The 19,576-nt window shown below is 48.1% G+C and carries 9 protein-coding genes; 4 read left to right on the plus strand and 5 right to left on the minus strand.

Annotated elements, in window-relative coordinates:
• The first annotated feature begins 30 nt into the window (after positions 1–30).
• Entirely contained in the window at positions 31–1,833 is a 1,803-nt protein-coding gene (locus AC1RJL_RS00780; RefSeq protein ID WP_492910833.1) for a monovalent cation:proton antiporter-2 (CPA2) family protein, read from the plus strand.
• A gap of 7 nt (positions 1,834–1,840) precedes the next feature.
• Here AC1RJL_RS00780 and AC1RJL_RS00785 read toward each other — a convergent pair whose 3' ends face one another.
• The 3 genes from AC1RJL_RS00785 to AC1RJL_RS00795 all read right to left on the minus strand — a co-directional run bounded on the left by AC1RJL_RS00785 (position 1,841) and on the right by AC1RJL_RS00795 (position 5,106).
• A complete protein-coding gene (locus AC1RJL_RS00785; protein ID WP_492910834.1) occupies positions 1,841–2,182 on the minus strand; it encodes a hypothetical protein in 342 nt (113 codons plus the stop codon).
• 147 nt (positions 2,183–2,329) lie between these two features.
• Positions 2,330–3,571, minus strand: coding sequence for an RNA polymerase sigma factor (locus AC1RJL_RS00790; RefSeq protein ID WP_492910835.1), 1,242 nt, complete (start codon positions 3,569–3,571; stop codon positions 2,330–2,332).
• Between the two features lie 41 nt (positions 3,572–3,612).
• Positions 3,613–5,106 (minus strand): MFS transporter, encoded by a 1,494-nt coding sequence (locus AC1RJL_RS00795; RefSeq protein ID WP_492910836.1) that lies wholly within the window; start codon positions 5,104–5,106, stop codon positions 3,613–3,615.
• A gap of 848 nt (positions 5,107–5,954) precedes the next feature.
• Between AC1RJL_RS00795 and AC1RJL_RS00800 the strand changes: the two genes are divergently transcribed.
• From AC1RJL_RS00800 to AC1RJL_RS00810, 3 genes are all read left to right on the plus strand, one after another.
• Positions 5,955–9,095, plus strand: a complete 3,141-nt coding sequence (locus AC1RJL_RS00800; RefSeq protein WP_492910837.1) for a TonB-dependent receptor — start codon at positions 5,955–5,957, stop codon at positions 9,093–9,095.
• Positions 9,096–9,239: 144 nt separating this feature from the next.
• Positions 9,240–10,745, plus strand: coding sequence for a tryptophan halogenase family protein (locus AC1RJL_RS00805; protein ID WP_492910838.1), 1,506 nt, complete (start codon positions 9,240–9,242; stop codon positions 10,743–10,745).
• 90 nt (positions 10,746–10,835) lie between these two features.
• Positions 10,836–12,350 carry a tryptophan halogenase family protein gene (locus tag AC1RJL_RS00810; RefSeq protein ID WP_492910839.1) on the plus strand — a complete coding sequence of 505 codons (1,515 nt, stop codon included), beginning with the start codon at positions 10,836–10,838 and terminating at the stop codon, positions 12,348–12,350.
• Between the two features lie 122 nt (positions 12,351–12,472).
• Here AC1RJL_RS00810 and AC1RJL_RS00815 read toward each other — a convergent pair whose 3' ends face one another.
• Together AC1RJL_RS00815 and AC1RJL_RS00820 are read right to left on the minus strand one after the other, a co-directional pair.
• Complete coding sequence (locus AC1RJL_RS00815) at positions 12,473–15,646, minus strand: discoidin domain-containing protein (RefSeq protein ID WP_492910840.1); 3,174 nt, start codon at positions 15,644–15,646, stop codon at positions 12,473–12,475.
• 238 nt (positions 15,647–15,884) lie between these two features.
• The gene (locus AC1RJL_RS00820; protein WP_492910841.1) at positions 15,885–19,529 is read right to left on the minus strand and encodes a discoidin domain-containing protein; all 3,645 of its coding nucleotides are present in this window, start codon (positions 19,527–19,529) and stop codon (positions 15,885–15,887) included.
• Positions 19,530–19,576 lie beyond the last annotated feature (47 nt).

Here is a 19,576-nt window from a genome sequence, read left to right on the forward strand (position 1 = left end):
ACCAGCGCTTTTTATTCAAGAGTCAATTTAATGGATCAGCACGAAACACTGCTTCACGCAATTTATTATCTGCTCGCCGCTACCATTGCCGTGCCTTTATTCCGGCGCCTCGGCTTGGGCGCAATTCTTGGCTATTTGGTTGCGGGTGCGATCATCGGCCCTTATGAATTGGGTTTGATTTATCGACCGGAAGCAGCATTTCAATTTTCTGAATTGGGTGTGGTGTTGCTGCTGTTTGTTATTGGTCTGGAGTTAAATCCGCAACAGTTATGGAAGATGAGAGTGGACGTCGGCGTGCTGGGCAGTGCGCAAATGTTGCTGACGGCATTCGCGATTATGGGATTGATCGCGGTATTTTTCGATTTGATCTGGCAACAGGGTTTTATGATTGGCCTTGCACTGGCGCTCTCATCAACGGCATTTGCAGTGCCTTTGATGGAGGAGCATAAAATCATGGGGGTACCAATTGGTCGTAAAGGTTTTTCAATTTTGCTGCTGCAGGATCTCGCGGTTATCCCGATTTTATTATTGCTCGCCCACTGGGCTCCTTCAGCAAATGCGGAACATCATGTGCCTTGGTGGATGGGCTTGTGCACTGTCGCTTTTTTATTATTGGCCGGTGCGCGAATTTTTAATCCGCTGCTGCAAGTAGTCGCTAAATATGGCAGCCGCGAAATTCTTACCGCCGCAGGGTTGTTGATTGTGTTGAGTGTTGCTTACTTAATGCAGTTGGTTGGTTTCTCTATGAGTATGGGGGCCTTTCTTGCCGGTATGCTACTTGCCCAATCCAGTTTTCGCCATCAGCTTGCTGCCGACATAGAACCTTTTAAAGGATTGCTGTTGGGCCTGTTTTTTATCGCGGTAGGAATGTCGCTCAACCTGCGTTTGTTATTTGCCGAACCCTTTTTGATAGTAGTACTTGCAGTGACTTTGATGCTGATAAAGGTTTCTGTGGTCGCATTAATCCTGCGCATCCGCAAATTCCCATTGAAGGATGGATTGTTGATGGGCGTGATGCTCGCGCAGGGCGGTGAGTTTGCTTTTGTGGTGATGGCGACTGCTGAGCAATCTGCATTTATTCCCAAGGAGATAGGGAATTATGTCGTGTTGGTGGTGGGTATTTCCATGGCGCTGACCAGCCCATTGGTGATGCTGTATGAGTTTGTGACTCGCAAGCACACCATGCAAGCAGGTGCGCAGCAAGAAACGAAGCAAGCTGAAAATTCACTAAAGGCATTGAATGAACCGGATGGGCATAAAGCGGAGGTCATCATTGCCGGATTTGGTCGCTTTGGTCAAATTATCGGCCGGATTCTTACTGCCAGTAATATCCCTTTTAACGCACTTGATAAAAATCCCGATCACATCGAGTTTTTAAAACATTACGGTGTGCGAAGTTATTATGGCGATGCTACTCGCATCGAGTTGTTGGAAGCTGCAGGTATACGCGATGCAAAAGTGTTGGTTATTGCATTGGTAAATATTGAGGCTTCACTGGAAGTAACCCGCTTAGTGAAAACGCATTTCCCACACATCACACTTATTGTTCGCGCGCGCGACCGTGCCCATGCTTATCAGTTGGTGGAGCTGGGAGTAGAGAATCCGATTCGCGAAATTTACGAATCCAGCTTGAGTGCTGCTATACGTACACTCACCGAGGTGGGATATACCGAAGGGCAATCGCAACATGCGATTGATATTTTTCGCGAGCATGACCAGAGCTTGATACATCAAGCAATTGCGATTAGTAAAGATCCAAAAGAGTTGGCACTGCTGGTTAAACAAAGCCGTATGGAATTGAAAGAGTTATTTAATAAGGATAGCCGCTTGTAACCATCGGCTAAACGGCATAAAGAATAAAACCGATATCCGCTATTGCGGCAGTGAACGCGATAATAAAAAGCTGCCCCCAGCGAATATAGCGACGACAGATGCCAATAAAAAAGGGGTCGTCGGTTTTTTCAAATGATTTTGAATTGATGTAGTGATATAGCGAGAGGGTTGCAGATTCGTCTTGTTTTTCTTCGTACAATTTGAATTCTACAAACGTGCGTGGCAGTTTTTTCTCGGAATAACGGAGTATTACTCTGCGCAAATGGGCTGTCGAAACAACCAGTAAAAACAGAATGCTGAATGTTGCATAGGGGATAAGTTCAAAAATAGGTGTATTGAATATATACATTGTTGCTCCCCCTTCAGCGGTTAGGTCTGTATTAACTTGTGTATTAGAAGGACATTGTTTGGCGGCTATTGTTCCATCTTGGTTTATCCCTTCGTGGCGATTTCATCCTGCTCGAGTTTAAAGCATTGATATTAAACGCAGATGACATCAGCCAAGTTCTGCCACTCTTTTATGCAAAAATCGCCGTTCCGGTTCCTGTTCAGTAAGCAGCAATGCGCGCTCATAGGCGTGTTTGGCCGCAGCGATGTCCCCCAGTTGCCCGAGTAAATCGGCGCGGGCAGCATGCAGCAGGTAATAATCCTTGAGTTGGCCGCGCGCGAGTAAACCATCGATCAGTGTCAAACCTTCCGCCGCACCATCGCGCATTGCAATAGCAACGGCGCGATTGAGTTCAATTACCGGCGATGGATTGCGGATCAATAATAAATCGTAGAAGCCGCAAATCTCATCCCAGTCGGTTTCGGCAAAGCTGGGGGCTTCGGCATGGAGTGCGGCAATGGCGGCTTGCAGGCAATAGACGTCTACGTCGCCACCACTTAATGCGCGCTGGATGAGTGCTGAACCTTCGGCAATTTGTTCGCGGTTCCACAGGCTGCGGTTTTGGTCTTCCAGCCGAATCAAATCGCCGTTGTTGTCGATGCGCGCGTGGCGACGTGAATCCTGTATCAACATCAGCGCAAGTAATCCGAGCACCTCAGCTTCTGGCAATAAATGCGCGAGTAAGCGCCCCAATCGAATCGCCTCCTGCGCTAATTCCTGGCGAATTAATTCGCTGCCGGAGGAGGCGGAATACCCCTCATTAAATACCAGATAAATCACATGTAGAACCGCATCGAGCCGCTCGGGCAACTCGGTGCGTCCGGGAATTTCATAGGGGATTTTTGCATCGCGGATTTTATTTTTTGCACGCACGATACGCTGCGCCAGGGTGCTGGGTGTGGTGAGGAATGCGCGCGCAATTGCCTCGGTGGTAAGGCCGCAAATTTCGCGCAGGGTCAACGCCATTTGCGCTTCGGGTGCGAGCCCTGGATGGCAGCAGGTAAAAATCAGGCGCAGTTGGTCATCTTCGATATGTGTTTCGGAGTGGTCTTTATCCTCACTGTGTAACTCCTCCTCCAGTTGCTCGGCAACATCTTCCCATGAGGTATTAAAGCGCGCGCGTTTGCGGATCTGGTCAATGGCTTTGAAACGGCCGGTCGAGACTAACCACGCGCGCGGATTTTGCGGCACGCCCTCGTGCGGCCATTGCTGCATCGCGGCAGCGAAGGCGTCTTGTAGTGCTTCTTCGGCAAGGTCAAAATCTTTCAACAGGCGAATCAAGGTGGCCAATACACGCCGCGATTCGCTGCGATAAAGGTTATTAATCAATGCTTCGATACTGGCTGGCATAAGCGCGTGTCTTGTTGAAGAAGGTTTTATTGACAGTGTTGCTAACTATTGCTGGTGTCATCGACAAATGCAGTGGCGATAGCGGCGAGAATCATAAATACCCCGGCGCAGACGATAGCGTAAATCGGCTGGCCGCCGAAGCATTTACTCACCACTAATGCAAGGATACTGGAGGCCAGTATCTGGGGAATGACAATAAAAAAATTATAAATGCCCGCGTACACACCCATCTTGGCGGGTGGCAACGCGCTGGTGAGCATCGCCAATGGCAGGGCGAGAATAGAGGCCCAGGCGAAACCGACACCGACCATCGCCAGCAGCAGCCAATGGGGATCGCGGATAAACAGAAATGAAATCAAACCCACTGCGCCGAAGCACAGGTTGATCATATGGGTAATTTTGCGATTGGTTTTGCGCACCAGTAGCGGAATTGCAACGGCAGCGAGTGCGGCGAAGCCGTTATAGGCTGCAAACAACACGCCCACCCAATCGGCGCCCTGATTGTAGGCGAGGGAGGTGGGATCGGTGCTGAGGTAGTGATGTGAAGTAACCGCCGCCGTGGTGTAAATCCACATGGAAAATAGTGCAAACCAGGAGAGGCATTGGACGATGGCGAGCTGGCGCATGGTACGCGGCATCAACACCATATCGCGGGTGATTTGGTAGAGCGCATTGTTAGTACGCCCGGCGTTTTGCAGAGCACCGGCAGTGAGTTGCAACAGTCCGAAAAACACAATGCCAAGGCTGAGCACATAGAGTTTGGGATCGAGTTTGGCGATGGGAATTAACGCAGTGGCGACGGTGCCAGCAGCTAAAAAAATCGTCCCCCAGCGCAAGAAGCCGCTGTAGTGCTGGCCGTCCGCTACAGTGGCTTGCTCATTACGCCAGCGCTGGAATGCGGCCATTTGCTCTGGGCTGTATTCGGGCGTGCTGTAAGCCGACCACAGCAGGCTGAGCATGAGAATCGCTGCGCCTATATAAAACGCATAGGTTACCGATGGCGGCACATGGCCCTGCGGTGCAGTGTTGGCGATATCCAGCCAGTTATTCAAAATCCATGGCAGGGCCGATGCGACTACCGCGCTTACACCGATAAAAAAACTCTGCATGGAGAATCCGGCGGAACGCTGCTTTTCCGGCAGCATATCACTCACCATTGCAATGGATGGGGCGAGGGCGATATTGAGCGAGGCATCCAACACCCAGAGCATACCGGCGGCAATCCAGAGTTCGGGAGAGTTGGGCATCACCAACAGCGCAAGGGTTGCGGCAATCGCACCGCACAAAATATAGGGACGGCGGCGGCCGTTGCGATGCCAGGTTTTATCGCTCATATAGCCGATAACCGGCTGCACCAGCAGACCGGTGATGGGGGCAGCAACCCAGAGGATAGGGATCTCTTCAATGGGGGCGCCGAGGATCTGGAAGATGCGGCTGACGTTGGCATTTTGCAGGGCAAACCCAAACTGGATGCCGAAAAAGCCAAAGCAGAGGTTCCATATCTGCCAGAAACCGAGTTGCGGTTTGCTATACATAGCGAATTCTAGGTTATTAGAGATTATCTACACCGGCAGACGCGGCGGATGTAGTTGGCCATTTATTAGCGCAATGAGCTGGTTGTGGACGATTATAGCGAAAAGCTCGTCGCCGTGGGTTTCCATGTTGCAGGGCCTTTATGCTTGGGACATCAATGGGCAGTTGGATGGGTGAATGCGTCGCCCCTAATGCGATGTGGATATTTTAATTTCAGTAGGCTTTGTCCGCTCATTCAAGTGCCAATGGTTGCTCTTGGATATCTCTCGAATATCGTTGCATCATTTTTTTACGCATTCGCATCAATGCAATGAAATTTATCCTCGCAGTTCATTTTCATTAGCGATGTGATCGATTTTTTTCGCACTTTGAAATTCTCTTGCCGTTGTGATCATTTTCGTTGCAATGAAATTTTCTGAAAACGTTTTCAGAATTATCGACGACATTTTATTTATTAAATAAAAAATTATTTTTAACTTGAAATCGATTTCAAAAAATTGAAAACGATTTCTTTTTGCCTATGCTATTTTTAGCTATGGACTTTCCTCTGGCGCCGTTATTAAGATGATAAAAATTAAAAGGTTGCACGTTGTCACATGGATAAAATATCGGGTTTTAATTTATGCATACGCTTCGACAATCAGAAAAAAATAAAATTTTCTCCCTTGACGCAACCTCATAAGCCAGCTACTGAAATTTATTTACATAATTAATAACGATGAATTCACCCATTTCCCAATGGGGGGTGATTGTGTATTTGAGCTGTATTGCAAATACGCAAGTTTTACATTGGGGATTTATTGAAACACGAGTAAAAAATAATTCCATAAATCGGTGAACGGAGAAGTCCATGAACATGAAGCGAGGCTTTAAGAAAAAACTCATTGCAAGTGCAATCGCTTCCTATGCTGCATTAGGTATAGGAACGCAGGTATTTGCGCAAGATAATGCTGATTCTGTCGAAGAGGTGGTGGTTCTTGGTGTGAAGGGCGCGCAACAAAACGCGATCAATACCAAGCGCGAAGCTAAATCTATTGTTGACGGTATCTCTGCTGAAGACGTAGGTAAATTGCCTGACGTTACTATTACTGACTCTTTACAGCGGATTACCGGTGTACAAATCCAGCGTAATGCGGGTGAGGGTGCACGTTTAAGTGTGCGCGGTATGGATCAGGTCGCAGTAATGATGAATGGCGAGCAATTCCTCGCCGCCGGTAACCTTGCCGGTGCGCAACCGGACTTTGGCGATGTACCTGCACAATTGTTACGTGCAGCAGATGTATATAAAAGTCTGGATGTAACCAATTCGGTATCGGGTATCACCGGTACTATCGATATCAAAACTTTCCGTCCGATGGATTTCAAAGAGGGATTCAGCGCAGCAGGTGGTTACGATCTTTCCAATGGTGAAATCAGTGATGAGATGGATAGCACCTTTAACGCATTGATTAACTGGCGCAATGAAAACCTTGGTGTAATGCTGTCCGGTGTGACGGGCGAAAAAAATCTGGCTAACGACTACGCGGGCCGCGCGGGTGATCCCGGTGGTTACCAAATGGGAGCCGGCAGCGCATTTGACGGTAAATGGTCTGTTAACCACAACCATGGCTATCGCTTCTCCCGCTCCGCTAACGAGCGCAGCCGCGATGGTGTGAACGCAGCGTTGCAAGCCGATCTTGGTAATGGGTTGGAGTTAGTGGTCGAAGGCTTCTATACCGAGGCGAAAGAATATCAACGCGAAGTCGGTTTGAATATTTCCAACCGCTGGCAAGGTATGACTGCGCTTAGCGATGAACGTAAAGCCTTGTGGGATGACCAATACCAAAATGGTTGGACTGGTGCGCAAATTGCTGTTCCTACCCACAGTTCCGATTCCATTACCGGTAAAGATGGCCGTGAGTGGATTATTGCTGACCAGTTCAGTGTAGAGCCGCTGTGGTTACAATCGATTGGCGGTAATCGCGTGATTGATGCCGGCTCCAAAAACTTCAATGTTGAGCTGAACTTCGATAACGATGGCGCGCTCACCGGTGGTTTGCGTGCGATCAGCTCGGAAGCGTATAACAACGTCTTGTTTGCCACTGCGCAGGGCGGTATCAACAGCTTCCGTGGCGATACTGTTCAGCGTCTGTACGGCCATTTCTATCCAAAAGATGTGGTAGAGCAATACGGTTTGGTGCTCGACCCTGATCATTTGGGTGAGGTAGGCGTTAATGGTGGACGTTTTGTATTGCCTAACCCCAAAGGTTATAACGAAGATCCTTTGCTTGGTTTGGATTACAGGGGCCACACCGCGCGTTGGAGTGGTTTTGACCAACCAATTGCGGGTGGTTTAACGGATGCTGGCGGCGAAAAATCGCTTGCTACCTATATGGCCAACAAAGACAGTTGGATTATGGAAGGTGAGCAGTTGGAGCAAGACAACGATACTGCGGCGAAAATGAGAGCCTTCAGTGCTCACGTTAATTACAAGTTTGAAGATTCTTTCATCACGGATGTGGAAGTTGGCTTGCGTGGCAGCACCCGTTCAGTTGATGTAGAAGCATACGATTACTGGGCGCAATTCTACGTTAACTCCAACAACCGTCTCACAGGTCCCGATTTGCCTAACGCCAGTAACATTACCGGTTGTTACGCGATGTGGCGGTCCATCGACCAGAAATTTGATGGCGGTGGCAGTGGTGCCGAGTGTTCTGCGGGTGAACGTCTGGATGCAAATGATCCGGCATCGTTTATTCCATATTTCGTATTGCCACCACAATCACTGGATCATTTTGGCGAGAAGCTGCAATTCGTAACAGACTTGGGTAAATATGCGAAAGGTATCCCCGGGTTCTGGGCGGTAGATCCAACCACCTTCGATAATCCTGAAGCGTTTAACCGCAAGGCATTTAACGACATCAAAAAAATTATTGCTCCGGCAAACAGCTATACCGTTACCCTGGATGAACTGAGCAGTTACCTCGTCGGTAATTTCGTTGCCGGTCCTGTGTCAGGTACTGTGGGTGTAAAAGTGATTGAGTCCGAAATAGCGGCCAATGTCTATCAAAGTACGGGTGTACAACGTGCTTACGGCGGTTCGCATTACTATACCGGACGTGAAACTAACAAGAAGAGCCGCACAGATGTATTGCCATCCTTGAACCTCGCATGGGATGTCACTGATGACGTTAAATTGCGTTTGAGTGCAGCGAAAAACAAGCAGGAATTGGATTTATTCCGTTACGGTTCCAGTTTGAATATTTTCACCGGCCCGGATCCGGATGACTCAACCCAGCGTATCCCCAGTGGTTGGAACTCGCAGGCCGATATCAATCTTGATCCATGGTTGAGTACCAACTACGACATCTCGGCGGAATATTATTTCGGTGAAGCGAGTATGTTGAATATTGGTGCGTATCTCGTCGAGATCGAATCATTTGTCGAACAAAAAGAAAGTTATATCGATGTAGTGTCCAGAGGTAAAACCTACAACATCAAAGGTGATGGACCTGTGGTCGGCAAGGGCGGTGAAGTGAAAGGTTTGGAGTTGGGCGCGAAGCTTGCGTTCAGTGATATTACCGATAACTTCCTCAGCAATTTCGGGGTGGACGTTAACTACACTTATTCACCGAGTGAACGTCCCGGCCTTGCATCCGATGTGACTGGCGAAAAATATCCATTCGCTAACAACTCGGAAAACACCTACAACTTTATTGTGTGGTACCAACAAGACAAGTTGCAGGCGCGTGTTGCAGTCAATGGCCGCGATGATCGCTTCGTTCAGGATTATGGACCGTTGAGCTATGCGACTTTTGCCAAAGGGGCTACTTATGTCGACCTGAACATCAGCTATGATGTGTTGCAAGATGTAACTGTCTATGGACAGGTTGCCAACCTCACCAGCGAAGACGAAAAACAAGTCTATCGCTTGGCTGATGGTGTAGAGCAAGGCTCTTTCGTGTATGACAACGAAGCGCGCTATTCGATTGGTGTTCGTGCCAAGTTCTGATGCTCGTGTTTGATTGTTAGTTATACGCTATAAATTACTCCGGGTAGCAGCACAGCTCCCGGAGTAATTCCAACGTGATCACCGCGCTGTATAACAAAAGTAACGCGGTCACATTGATAAAAACATAACAATGACGTAATAAATATGCGCCCAGTCAATAGCATTATTATTGTTGGTGGCGGCACTGCGGGCTGGATGGCCGCAGCGAGCCTCAAGCACCATTTCAAACAGCGTATTGATATTACGCTAATCGAATCTTCTGAAATTGGCACTATCGGTGTGGGTGAAGCGACTATCCCCGCCATTCGTCATTTCTATCACCATTTGGGATTCAGTGATCTCGACGTTATTCGCGCAACGCGCGGGACGTGCAAGTTAGGTATTCAATTTCACGACTGGCATAAGCCCGGCTCTGCATTCATTCATCCTTTTGGTGTTTATGGACAATCCCTGCGCGGCACGGATTTCCATCACTATTGGTTAAAGCTGAAACAAAAAAATCGTGTTGCCAGCCTTGGTGAATATTCATTGGGAGTTACATTAGCGCAGCACAATAAATTTACTTTTCCTGCCCAAAAACCGCCGTCAGAACTGTCAGTATTTGATTGGGCATTGCATTTTGATGCGGCACTATTTGCGGGCATGCTCCGCAAGCATGCCGAAGCAAATGGTGTGCGGCATATAGATGCAAAAGTTACCAAAGTAAATCGTCGTGAAAACGATGGATATATCGAGTCCATACAACTGGATTATGGTGCGACGCTCAGTGCAGATTTATTCGTTGACTGTTCCGGCTTTAAAGGGCTGCTGATTGAAGAAAGCCTGAATACCGGTTATGAGGGTTGGGGGCAATGGTTGTTGTGTGATCGTGCCTTTGCGGTACAAAGTCGCTCGGTAGAGGCACCAAATTCCCACACTAAAGTCTCCGCTCGCCCCGCCGGTTGGCAGTGGAAAATTCCATTGCAACATCGCGATGGCAACGGCCATGTTTTTTCCAGCCAGTTTATGCGCGATGAGATTGCCCGCGAAATGCTGATCAAAAATGTACAGGGCGAGTTATTACATGAACCGCGTAAAATTATGTTCACGCCAGGTCGGCGTAAACAAGCCTGGAATAAAAATTGTGTTGCCATAGGTTTGGCTGCGGGTTTTCTCGAACCGTTGGAAAGCACCAGTATTGCATTGATCCAAACCGGTATTGAAAAGCTGCGTATGTTAATGGCCGCTGGTCAATATGATGACCGGATTGCGCGCGAATTTAATGAAACTACCATGCTTGAATTTGAGCGGGTGCGTGATTTTGTGATTCTGCACTACAAGCTCAATGAGCGCGATGACACCGAATTTTGGCGGCATTGTCGCAATATGGAAATCCCCGATTCCCTGCAACATAAAATGGAACTGTTCAAATCTTCCGGGCATGTGGTGAATTACCGCTGGGAAATGTTTGGGCTATCCAGTTGGTTGTCGATATTTGAAGGTTTCAATTATTTGCCTGAAGTATATGACGCGCAAGTAGATCAACTGGATGAGGATATGCTGGCCCTGAATCTGGAACGTATGCGTGAATCCCTGCGGGCGACAGTAGCCGATACACCGGATCATGGCGATTTTATCGCACACCATTGTGCAATGACGGAAATGGTATAGATCAGGCCTGCGTTGTTAAAGCGCATTCGGATATAAAATTAATTAGTCAGACACAGTGATCTTCCTGACAAAAGCAGTAGGGGACAATAAATGATAAAACCATTGGAAAAAATCGTCATTGTCGGCGGTGGTACCGCAGGTTGGGTTGCGGCCTCAATATTGGCCAATCATTTGGCCAAGCCGGATCATTCTCCCTCGTCCGTCAAAATAGAATTAATTGAGTCCGCAGAGATTGGCACTATTGGTGTGGGTGAATCCACTATTCCGCCATTTCTGGAAATGCTCACTAACCTGGGGATTAACCAGCAGGATTTTGTTAAATATACCCAAGGGAGTTTTAAGCTGGGTATCCAGTTTGATAACTGGCGGCACAAGGGCGAAAGCTATTTTCATCCCTTTGGCACGATCAGCGCTGGAATGAATGAACAAATTTTTTATCAAATGTGGCTGAAGAGTACACACAAAGGCGATAATTTTAAATTGCAAGACTTTTCACCCTGCCACATTATGGCCAGGCATCGCCGCTTTTATCTACCGCAACTTCTTGAAAACTCCCCTATTAGCGAAGCGCGCTATGCATTGCATATGGATGCAAAACTGGTGGCAGATTATCTGCGCCAATATGCGGAAGCACGCGGTGTAGTACGCACTGAAGGTAAAGTAGTTGATGTATTGCCGCGAGAGGATGGTGCCATTGCCAGTGTGGTATTAGCATCGGGCGAAACTGTGGCGGCAGACTTTTTTATAGATTGTAGTGGTTTCCGTGCACTACTAATTGAAAAAACATTGGGCTCAACTTATCGTGATTGGACCCATTATCTGCCTTGCGATCGCGCAATAGCAACGCAGATTGAAAAGGTAGATGAGACAGTGCCGTTTACCCGTGCTACTGCTTCTGATTATGGTTGGATTTGGCGTATTCCTTTGCAGCGTCGCATAGGTACGGGGTATGTTTATGCCAGCCAATATTGTAGTGACGATGAAGCACTGAATACGTTGAAAGGCACGCTTGATGGAAAGGTTTTAATCGAGCCAAGAGTCATTCCATTCCGTACCGGTGTACGCGATGAAATTTGGAAAAAGAATTGTGTTTCTATTGGTTTGGCCGCGGGCTTTATTGAACCACTGGAATCAACCGCGATTCATTTGACCGTCAGGGGAATGGTTCATTTTCTGCGTAACTTTCCGGATAAAGATTGCGATCCGGCATTGATCAGTCAATACAACCGCCGCATGATTATGGAGTACGAAGAAATTCGTGATTTTATTGTGTTGCATTATTGTATGACCCAGCGAGAAGACACACCTTTCTGGCGCTGGTGCAAAAATATGGAGCTGCCTCCCTCGCTGCAGGGCACTATGGATTATTTCAAGGCTCAAGGTAGCCTTCCAGAGATGATTGATGCACTTTTCCATTCAGTGAGCTGGCGCTCGGTAGCCGAAGGAATGGGGGTTCGTCCCCGTAAATATTCGCCGTTAATTGAAGAGATGGATTATGAAAACGCAAAGAAAACGATGATTGATTATGCGGAAATGATGGAGGCTTTCGTAAAAAAACTCCCAACCCAGGATCAATTTATTCGTGACAACTGCTCTGCGTATTAGAGAAATAATATATGCCCGGCAGAATAGCTAACACTTAATCAGAAATACTTGTTATTACAAAAAAACAAAAAAGCCTGTTGAGCCATCAACAGGCTTTTTTGTACCTCCTTAATGTATATCAATTAACGCACGGTAATGCTGAAATCAGCAGGGCAATCATTTTTGATGTTTACCCCATTGTTTATCAGTGTCAGGTTATTAAATTCAACTTGTCCCGCTGCACAACCTTGTCCCGCTTCCGGCAGTGGATTGGCCCAAATGCCGTAGCCGGAGCGATTCGGATAAGCCGGGTTTGGATGTGCGCCGGAAATGGTGACGTTGGTGAACACCGTATCCTGGAAAGTATTTTGCCGTTGCCCACCGACATAATTGGTCTGGAACATAATGCCGTGGAAGGTCGGGTCAATAATGTCCAGATCGCGGATGCGAATGCCCTGGAAACTTTTCGATGCAGAGAACATCCACAGTGCAGGAAATACCTGATTGTTCCAGAAGGTTCCACCCGAGCGCAGAATAGTAATGCCCTCAAAATTAGTGGTGGGATTGGATTGGAAACCGGTAAAAGGATAACCAAAATCCAGTGAGCTGATAGTTACACCGGAATACACCAGCGCATCCTCCACATGGATATTTTTAAAGGTGTTTCCCTGTCCGCCGTAAGCAGCCAAACCGGCAGCGCGCCATGGCGTCATTGCGGTAAGATTTTCAAACAGATTATTTTGCACAACACCGCCGCCGTTATCGGTCGCCGCAAATAGTGCAAAGCTATCGTCTCCGGTGGTACGTGCTTCATTGTTAACAACATGGTTGCCGCTGCTGCCATTGGTGAAGTTAACGCCGTCTGCAAATAAATTCCGCATGCGCGAATTTTTAATCGTGATGTTGTGCACGCTCGCGCCCCAGAACATACACACTGTGTGTTCAGTCCAGATATTGTCGATAGTTACATTGGATACGCTATTCAAATCAAATACTTTTCCTGGTCCGTCAATACGGCTGGTGTAATTGCCGAAGAAACTGAAGTTGGCGAAGCTGCTGCCGTTTGCTGAACTGTTAACGGAAAATCCCGCATCGGTATTGGTTTGGTTGGTCGGTGTTTCAAAGCGTGTATACCATGGGCCGGCACCAATCACTTTGATTGATTTGCCGTAAATCTGGAATTTTTGTGCGGTTTGATAAACTCCCGCCGGCAGATAAACACCTTGTGCATTACCCATCCGCGCTTGGTCTAACGCATTTTGCACTGCTTGATGGGTGAATCCCGTCGGCGTAATAAATGCGCCCGGGTTCGGATTGGGAATCGGTGCTACCTGTTCGAGGCTAATAAAATCGATGGCATATTGCGCTGTGTTCTGCGCATCTTTTTGCAAACGGATTTTACTGCCGATAGGAATGGTGCGGTCAAACATGATATTGGCTTCATCATAAATGTGCCGTGCAGGTCCTGCACTTGGGCTATTGCCCGGTTGGGTTTCCGAGCCGTACATCCACGCGTGTTTGGAATTCAAGGTGATGGCTTTTTCAAATTGTCCATTGACGTAAATGTTCAGCGTTGCAGTAATGCCGTCACCGCTGGACGAATCAGGAATTGAAAAACGTGTCACCAGTGTATTGGTAGTTTCTTTGGTGGTGAATTCCACGTAGCTGCCATTACTGTTTAAGGTTACCGCGCGACGACCCGATGCTTCACCGGCGAGATCACCGACAATACGATTCGGTCCCACTAATTGCGCACCGCCGCCGATAACACCATCTTCTGCCTGGTAAATTGTATAAGGCATAGTGGCACCGCGTTTATCAGTCGGGCCCGGGTCCTGATTTTTTGCGAGTGTTGTGCCAGTTACTGCGGTGCTTAACGATGAATTTCCAAAACTGTTATAGGCGCGCACCGTGTAGCTGTAGCTGGTGCTTTCAGTTAAATCGGTATCCTGGTAAGAGTTGGTTGTGACATCGGCAATAACCACATTGTTACGCAATACTTTGTAGCCTGTAGCGAGGTCGGCGGCGTTCCAGGTGAGATATAAGGTCGATGAAGTTCCGCCTGCAACAACAAGATTTTGCGGTGTAGCGGGCGGCACCGGATCAGGATATCCATGCACTTCAAATTCCGATAATTGCGCTGCAGTCCAACCGGTATTGCCGGTGATAGTAACGCGCACAAAACGCGTCGCAGCTTCAGCAAAATTAATGGTTACTGTATTCGCTGATGCCGGATTAAATACATATCCCGCTGCATTTACCAACGTAGTAAACGCAGTGCCGTTACTGCTGCCTGATACGGATAAATGTTGTGTGCGGGTTGCCCAGGCCGGATCGTTTGGTAATTTCAACACCACCCGGCTTACGCGATGGGTGCTGCCCAAATCAATCGTCAATGTTTGCGGGAATGCATTGTTGCTCTCCCAATAAGTTGCTGCATTGTTATCAACGGTATTGGTCGCGGGTAAAAACCCTAATGCAGAACTCGCTGTGACCTGCTTGCCGGCAGAGACTTTTACTACCTGCGGATTCTGGTTATTGCTATCCGTTGTCACGTTAATGCTATTGCTCGGGCTTGAGCTGCCGGCACTGTTAAATGCACGCACGCTGTAACTGTAAGCTGTACCCGCCGATAAGCCATTATCGGTAAAGGTAGTTCCGAGAGTGGTCGTAAGGAAAGTACCGTTGCGCAGAATTTCATAACCATCGGCACCGGCTGCCGCTGTCCAGGCGAGCGAAATACTGGAGATGGTTCTGCCAGTGGATGACAGGTTTTGCGGTACGGCAGGCAGGGCAGGATTATTATCGCCATACACTTCCAGCTCGGAAATTTGTGCCGCAGGCCAACCGTTATTACTGGTGACATTGAAGCGCAAATAACGTGTGTTAGTGCTTGGCAAATTAATAGTGACATTATTGCTGCTGGCAGGATTAAATGTGTAGCCAATACTATTTACTAACGTGGAATAGGTTGAGCCATTTGCACTGCCGGCGACAGAAATATTTTGTGTGCGGGTGCCCCAATTGCCGGGCAGTTTTAATACCACACGATTGACGTTGCGTGAACTGCCTAAATCAACAGTGAGTGATTGGGGAAACGCATTGTTCTGGCTTTCCCAATAACTGCCCTGGTTGCCATCGACAGCATTACCGGAATTATAAACATCGACAAAGCTGGTGGCGGTGACGGGTTTTCCCTGCGCCAGATTGGTTTGCGCTTGTACATTGAGCGCAAGCAAACAGGGCAGGCCGATCATGCTGATGATCGCCCCCTGTTTCAGTAGGTTGTGAAGCCGGATTGTGTTGATAATTTTCATAATAGTTTTCCTTGCGCTGTAGGCGCATGTGGGTTGATTGACAAATTATTGTTATAAGAAATTGCGTGTCTTTAAGAGGGTCATGAAACTGGAAAATTGATTTCCCTGGGTGAGCGAACTTGAGTACCGGGTAAAAATAAAGCGATTCAGATTGAGATAAAAAAATCGAGTCGCTATAAAAAATTAAGTCGGGATAAAAAGAGGAGCCATTTGGCTCCTCTTTTTATTGCGTCGGAAATTAATTATTGATAATTAAATTAAATCCGGTTTGTACAAAGTTGGTATTTGGATTGGCGACGTTACTGGTCGTTAAACCGTTAAAGGTTGCAGTACCGTTATTGGTGTAGGTGTAAATCGCCGCTCCCAAATGCGGGCCTGCAAAGCGTGAGGTGGTTACACCATCTTTACCGGTACCGTTAATGTTGATGTTGTTGAACACCACATTCTGGAAGCCACCGCTGTAGCCCATCTGGATTGCGCTGCGTTGCGTATCGTAAATATCAATATTGGAAATAGTCACATTACGAATCGGATCGCTGGATGCCTCCAGGTCAATTGCACCGCGCTCACCGCCCCAGGTATCCAGACTGGTTCCACTTCTGATGATAGTGCTGTTGGTAAATTCAATTCCGGTGTTGTTCTGGAAATGATAACCGGGGAATACGGTATTCATGCGGAAACCGGAGCTGCCGATGCCATCCACAATCAAATTGTAAGATGCCTTGTGGCCGCTACCGCCGAAGAACGCAATACCTGCCGCGCGCCAGTTGAATTCAATGGTGTTGTAAGTAAACACATTGTTTACACCTGCCGGCGCACCGTTGACATTGCTGGTCCATACTGCAAGGCCGTCGTCACCATTGTTACGGATGCTGCTGTTGCGCACCGTTGAATTACTGGTGCCTTGCGCGAAGTTAACGCCATCCGCCAGATTGTTTCTGATGCGGCTGTTTTCAATAATCAATCCATCCGCGATGATTGCCGGTGTGTGCGCGTAATCACCCACCCAGAAACCACATTCAAAATGTTCTACCCACACGTTATGGACTTTGGAGTTTTTACCAAAGTTATCCATAAAGCCTTTGTAGATTGCACCTTCGTGATAGCGTGAACGCAACATGGAATTCATATACAAATGACCGAAGTCCAATTGCCCGGCAACGCGGAAAGAAATACCGCCGCCTGCAACATTTGGATTGGTGAACTGGATGTTGGTATGCCATATGCCGGCGCCGCGAATGGTGATGTTATTAATTTTATTGGCGACCGAACCTATCACCCACATATTGCCCAGATGGAAAGTTCCCGCAGGAATGTAGAGCGTTTGGTTGTTAGCGACGGCTGCGGTGACTGCTGCATTGAATGCAGCCAAATCGTCATTTCCATCGTTTGCAATCGCACCAAAATCGGTAACAGAAACAGAATTGCCTGGGCGTGCAAGTGCAGCAGGGACCGGTTCGATTTCAAGGAAATCAACACCGTATTCGAGATTGTCACCATTAGCTTTCACGATGCGAATAACATCGCCCGGTTGCAGTGGTGTGCTCAATTTCCAATGCACTTCATCAAAGCGGAACAGCGGACTGCCACCGGCAGGTGTGTCGGCAGGGTGACCGCCACCGGGATTAAAATATTGGTAGTTATAGTAAGAGGTTAATGGCACAGCTTGCGCGCGCACGCCGTTGACATACACATCCAGGCCGCCGGTGAGCCCCATTCCATTTGCTGAGTCAGGCATAGTGAAACGCATGGTTACACCGGCACCACCTTCGTTAGGTCTGATGGTCCATTGTGCATAGGAACCGTTGGACGGTAACGCGATATAGGCTTGGCCCGATGCTTCAGACGCAGTCAGTGATTGGATAAACGTCGGTGCGGTTTTTAATTGCGCACCGCCACCGTAGGTTGCATGTTCGGTGTCGTAACGCTTGTAAGGAACTTGCGCACCGTGAGTGCCATTCGGTTCCCAACCATCACCGCCACCGCCGTTTCCTTCTTCAGATGTCGTTGCAGAAATCTGGTTGCTTGCCGCTGAATCGCCGTATTGGTTATAGGCTACAACCCGGTAATTGTAATTGGTGACAGGAGTTAAACCTGTATCTTCAAATGTTGTCGTTGTTACGTTACCGACAACAGTGGTGCCGCGCAAAATGCGATAACCGGTTGCACCACTGGCAACATTCCAGGCGAGGAAAACAGACGATGCAGAGGTGCCGGTGCTGCGCAAATTTTGCGGAACTGCCGGAGGCACCGGATCAGGATATCCATGCACCTCAAATTCCGATAATTGCGCTGCAGTCCAGCCGGTATTACCGGTGATATTAACGCGCACGTAACGCGTTGCAGTTTCGGCAAAATTAATCGTCACAGTGTTGGCCGAGGTTGGATTAAATACATAACCCGCTGTATTCACTAATGTATTAAACGTAGTGCCGTTACTGCTGCCCAATACCGATAAATTTTGCGTGCGTGTTGCCCAGGCAGGATCGTTAGGTAATTTCAATACCACCCGGCTTACGCGATGGGTGCTACCCAAATCGATGGTAAGCGTTTGCGGGAATGCATTGGTATTACTTTCCCAATAAGTGGCTTGGTTATTATCCACTGTATTAGTTGCAGGCAGGAAACTAATCGCGGTGCTTGCGGTAACCGCTTTACCTGCAGACACTTTTACCACTTGCGGATTCTGGTTATTGCTGTCGGTTGTGACGCTGACACTATTACTCGCACCGGAACTGCCGGCGCTATTAAATGCACGTACGCTGTAAGTGTAAGCAGTGCCGGCTGATAAACCATTATCGGTAAATGTGTTGCCGGTAGTTGTGGTCAGCAAATTTCCATTGCGTAAAATTTCATAACCTTCTGCACCGGTTGATGCAGTCCAGGAAAGCGAAATGCTGGATGTGGTTTTGCCGGTCGATGAAAGATTTTGCGGCGCAGCCGGTAAACCGGGATTGCTATCGTTACTGAATTGCAGCCAGTTCACATTGAACAAACCGCCCGCCGCATTGCCTTTAAATACCAGATACAAATTGTGTGTGCCGGATGCAGAAACATTAGCGGTTTTGGTCACCCAGTTTTGCCAGCCACCGGTGTTAGTCACCGGCACAGTTCCAATCAGTGAGCCGCTTATACTGCCCAGACGCAATTCAATTGTGCCTCCCGCAGTGTTAGTCGCCACACGCGCATTCACTTTGGTTGCACCGCTGCCGAAATTCACATTGTTAAATGCAACCCAATCGCCATCTTCAATCCAGCCAATATTATTTCCACCGCCGCTATCGGTAGTGGCTTCAGTTTGTATTCCATTCATGCTGTTGAATGAGGTTGCCTTGATTTGTGCAAAGGCATCCCGTGGTGGAGTCTGGTTATCACCATACACTTCCACTTCAGAAATTTGCGCCGCCGACCAACCAGTATTACTGGTGACATTCAAACGCAAGTAACGCGCGTTACTGCCGGGCACATTGATGGTGACATTGTTGCTATTGGCAGGGTTAAACGTGTAACCCGCCGCATTCACCAGCGTGGAATAAGTAGAGCCATTCACACTACCCGCCACTGAAATATTTTGCGTGCGGCTCCCCCAATTGGTCGGCAATTTTAATACCACACGATTGACGTTATACGGACTACCCAAATCAACGGTAAGTGCTTGCGGGAATGCGTTGTTCTGGCTTTCCCAATAAGTTGCCTGGTTACCATCGACAGTATTACCTGCGTTGTAGACATCGACAAAGCTGGTGGCGCTGATGGATTTTCCCTGTGCCAGATTGGTTTGTGCCTGCACGCTCGTAGCGAACAAGCAGGGCAGGCCGATCATGCTGATGATCGCTCCCTGTTTCAGCAGGCTGAAGAGCCGGATTGGTTTGATGTTTTTCATAGTGGATTTCCTCATTGTTATTAAATGCCTTTTTTAAATGCATGGTG

The sequence above is a fragment of the Cellvibrio sp. GW822-FHT04B05 genome (assembly GCF_058800985.1).